General features: G+C 72.3%; 4 protein-coding genes. 3 read left to right on the top strand and 1 reads right to left on the bottom strand.

Annotation, left to right across the window (positions count from 1 at the left end; translation table 11 throughout):
- Positions 1-247 precede the first annotated feature (247 nt).
- Positions 248-808, top strand: a complete 561-nt coding sequence (locus tag AC2CHG_RS30425; protein ID WP_013288676.1) for an NADH-quinone oxidoreductase subunit B — start codon at positions 248-250, stop codon at positions 806-808.
- A 36-nt stretch (positions 809-844) separates the two neighbouring features.
- On the top strand, positions 845-2,161 hold the full coding sequence (locus AC2CHG_RS30420) for a DUF2252 domain-containing protein (protein ID WP_463839239.1): 1,317 nt from the start codon (positions 845-847) through the stop codon (positions 2,159-2,161).
- Positions 2,162-2,192: 31 nt separating this feature from the next.
- Here AC2CHG_RS30420 and AC2CHG_RS30415 read toward each other — a convergent pair whose 3' ends face one another.
- Positions 2,193-3,239: a glucose 1-dehydrogenase gene (locus tag AC2CHG_RS30415; RefSeq protein ID WP_262013112.1), complete on the bottom strand. Its 1,047-nt coding sequence runs from the start codon at positions 3,237-3,239 to the stop codon at positions 2,193-2,195.
- A gap of 103 nt (positions 3,240-3,342) precedes the next feature.
- Here AC2CHG_RS30415 and AC2CHG_RS30410 point away from each other — a divergent pair.
- On the top strand, positions 3,343-3,895 hold a 553-nt coding region (locus tag AC2CHG_RS30410), incomplete at its 3' end, for an NADH-quinone oxidoreductase subunit C (RefSeq protein WP_484526103.1).

Here is a 3,895-nt window from a genome sequence, read left to right as displayed (position 1 = left end):
CGGCCGGCGCGAACAGCGCCGCCGCCCCGGCGAGCAGCGCGGCGGCCACTCGTGTGGTCCGTGTGGTCATGAGAAGGTCCTCCGGATCCCCGTGGTGGGCGGCGGTGGTTCCGTCCGCCCGGCAGTGGTGACACACGCCGGCACCGCTGATCGTTGCGCGGGTGCCCTGTCGGGGGTACGACACCGGAACGGGGCCGCGGGCGCTGTGGTTGACTGGCACCTCGGGGTTCTGCGAGGGAGGCCAGAGATGCAGGTGCCGGCCGTGCTCGGCGAGCCGATCCGGTTCGTGCTGAACTGGGGCCGCCGCTACTCGCTCTGGGTGTTCAACTTCGGCCTGGCCTGCTGCGCCATCGAGTTCATCGCCACCAGCATGGGCCGGCACGACTTCATGCGGCTCGGCGTGATCCCGTTCGCCCACGGGCCCCGGCAGGCCGACCTGATGGTGGTCAGCGGCACCGTCACCGACAAGATGGCCCCGGCGGTCAAGCGGCTCTACGACCAGATGCCCGAACCGAAGTACGTGATCTCGTTCGGCGCCTGCTCGAACTGCGGCGGCCCGTACTGGGACTCCTACTCGGTGACGAAGGGCGTCGACCAGCTCATCCCGGTCGACGTGTACGTGCCCGGCTGCCCGCCCCGCCCGGAGGCGCTGCTGCACGGCATCCTGCGTCTCCAGGAGAAGATCGCCGCCGAGCAGTCGGGCATCGGCGGCGTACCCCGGCCGGACGCGCTCACCTCCCCGGCGGACGCCGTCGCGCGGCCGGTCGAGGCGCTCACCGCACCCCCGGTACGTCCACCGGTCGGCTGACCCGTCGGGTGGCGGCGCGGGGCTAGCCTGCGGCTCATGACCGACCTCGCGGAGGAGCGCTCCGCATTCATCATCGACGTGCTGACCGAGGAGTTCGGCGCGTCCATGGCGATCGACCCGGCGGCGTTCCGCCGCAAGTTCCGCAAGATGGCGGCGTCACCGTTCGCCTTCTACCGGGGCAGCGCCGCGCTGTTCTACGCCGACCAGCGCGGCGACTTCGGCAGCGACCGGTTCCTCGACGAGCGGACCAGCCGGGTGTGGATCCACGGCGATCTGCACGCCGAGAACTTCGGCACCTACATGAACGCCTCCGGGCAGCTCGTGTTCAACGTCAACGACTTCGACGAGGCGTACGTCGGGCCGTTCACCTGGGACCTGAAGCGCTTCGCCGCGAGCGTGGCGCTGCTCGGCTACGCCAAGGCGCTCTCCGACCGGGTGATCGGCGAGCTGGTGACCGGCTTCGCCCGGTCGTACCTGGCCGAACTGCGGGCCATCGCCGCTGGCGGGGACGACGCGATCGGCTCGATCACGCTCGACAACGCCGACGGTGTGCTGCGCCGGGTGCTCCAGCAGGCACGGCTGAACACCCGGGTGGACCTGCTCGCCGCGCAGACCACGATCGACAACTACGAGCGTCGCTTCTCCCTCGGCGACGGCGTGCACGAGATCGACGACGCCACCCGGGAGATGGTCTGCGCGGCGTTCGCCGACTACCTGCACACGCTGCCGGACTCGACCACCCGGATGCGCCCGGTCGCCGCCGGCATCAAGGACGTGGTGCTGCGTAAGGGCGTCGGCATCGGGTCGGCCGGGCTGCCGTCGTACAACCTGCTGCTGGAGGGGCACACCCAGGCGCTGGAGAACGACGTCGTCATCTACATGAAGCAGGCGCAGGTGCCGGCCGTGGCGCGGTACGTCGACGACGAGCGGGTCCGGTCGTACTTCCGGCACCAGGGGCACCGCACCGCGGAGTCGCAGCGCGCGTTGCAGGCGCACGCCGACCCGTGGCTGGGCTTCACCGAACTGGACGGCGTCGGGCAGCTCGTCGCCGAGGTGTCCCCGTACGCGGCGGACCTCGACTGGGCCGACCTGAACGAGCCGGAGGAACTGGCGGGCGTGCTCGCCGACCTGGGCCGGGCGGTGGCCCGGATGCACTCGGTCGCCGACGACGAGTCCAGCCACGACCTGGTCGACTACTCGACCGAGGAGGCGATCGTCGCGGTCGTCGACGCCGACCCGGAGGCGTTCGTCGACTACCTGGTCGACTTCGGGCACCGGTACGGGATCCGGGCGCGCGAGGACCACCAGCTCTTCGTGGACCTGTTCCGCAACGGCCGGCTACCCGGCATCTGAGGGGCCGGGGCACCGGATCCGGCGCCCCGCCTCACTGCGTGAAGTCCAGCACCGCCTTGATGTCCTCACCGACCGAGGCGTACGCCTGCCGGTAGCTCGACAACGGCACCCGCCGGGTGATCAGCGAGGTCAGCCACGACTGTTCGGCCTGGGCGAGCGCCTCGGCGGCCATCTCCCAGTGCCGCCGGCCGGCGTTCACCGAGCCGAACACCACGTTGTTCTCCAGCACCAGTTCCCGGTTGAGCGCACCGGCGTCGAAGTTGATCGTCCGGCCGCCGCTGGAGACGCCGGTCAGGCAGACGATGCCGGTGGGCGCGGCCTTGCACATGGCGTCGAGCACCACAGTGGGCGCGCCGGTGCACTCGATCACCACGTCCGGCTTCACGTCCAGCTCGGGCACCGTCGACGTGTGGTACGTCGCCCCCAGCGCCCGGACCAGCTCCGGCTTCGGCCCGGTGGTGTTGCGGTCCAGCACGTGCACCGACAGCCCACGCTGGCTGCCGAGCAGCGCGGCCAGCAGCCCGATGGGCCCGGCACCGGTGACCAGCACCGTCATCGGTTTCCACTCGGCCCGGCGGCCGATCCGCTCGATGTGGTCCCACGCCTTCGCCACCACGCTCGTCGGTTCCAGCAGCACGCCCACCGACGCGAGCGCCGGGTCCAGGCCGACGGCGAACTTGGGCTGCAACCGCCAGCGTTCCCGGGCGAAACCGGGCAGCGCCTTGATGCCGTGCTCGGTGTACCGACCGTTGCGGCACATGTCCCACTCGTCCACCGCGCAGTTCGCGCACGGCACCGGGTCCGGGTGGCGGACCACGCCGGCGACCAGGTCGCCGGCCTGCAACGTGCCGGTCGGGTCCTCCAGCACGCGGCCCAGCGACTCGTGCCCGAGCACCAGCCGCTCCTGGCCCGGCGGCGCCTCGCCGTACTCGCCGGCCACGATCTCGTGGTCGGTGCCGCAGACACCCACCGCCAGCGCCTCGACCAGGATCGCGCCCTCCTCGGGCGGCGGCTCGGGCCAGTCCTCGGCGAGCCGCAGCGAATCCGGGACACCGGGGGTCACAGTCACAGCGCGCACGGACCTCATCTTTCCGCGCGCTGCCGCCGCCCGTCCGGCGAAGCGGCGATCCCGGCACGGACGGCCCGACCCGGCCGGCAGCCGTCGGCCATAGGATCAGCGCATGACTCCGGAAGAGGTCGGCCGGCGAGTGGTCGCGCTGCTCGCGCCCGTCGAGGCCACCGCGTCCGTGTCCGGCGGTCAGGGGTACGCCCGCGCCACCGTCGACGTACCCCCGGCGAGCTGGGCGGACGCGGTGCGTGCGGCACGCGACGACGCCGAGCTGGATCTCGACTTCCTGGACTGGCTGTCGGCGGTGGACGAGCTGGCCGACGGCTTCGACGTGGTGCTGCACCTCTGGTCGGTCCGGCACCGGCACGGGCTGCTGCTGCGCACCCGGGTGCCCCGGGACACGCCTGTCGTCGCGTCGGTGGTCGACCTGTTCCCCGGCGCCGCGTGGCACGAGCGCGAGACGCACGAGATGTTCGGCATCGACTTCGCCGGCCACGGCGAGCTGCGTCCGCTGCTGCTGCCACCCGAGTTCGAGGGGCACCCGCTGCGCAAGGAGTTCGTCCTCGCCTCCCGGGTCGCCAAGCCGTGGCCCGGCGCCAAGGAGCCGGGCGAGTCGGAGGCGGGCGGCGGCCGCCGGCCGGTCCGGCCGCCGGGCGTGCCCGCGC

The sequence above is a fragment of the Micromonospora sp. ATLC20 genome (assembly GCF_057196585.1).
Note: the sequence above shows the minus strand (reverse complement) of the source record. Positions and strands in the feature narration are given on the sequence as shown.

What these genes read in the sequence shown, in the direction of transcription:
- AC2CHG_RS30425 (WP_013288676.1), top strand. Translation starts at nt 248, where the DNA reads ATGCAGGTGCCGGCCGTGCTCGGCGAGCCGATCCGGTTCGTGCTGAAC.
- AC2CHG_RS30420 (WP_463839239.1), top strand. Translation starts at nt 845, where the DNA reads ATGACCGACCTCGCGGAGGAGCGCTCCGCATTCATCATCGACGTGCTG.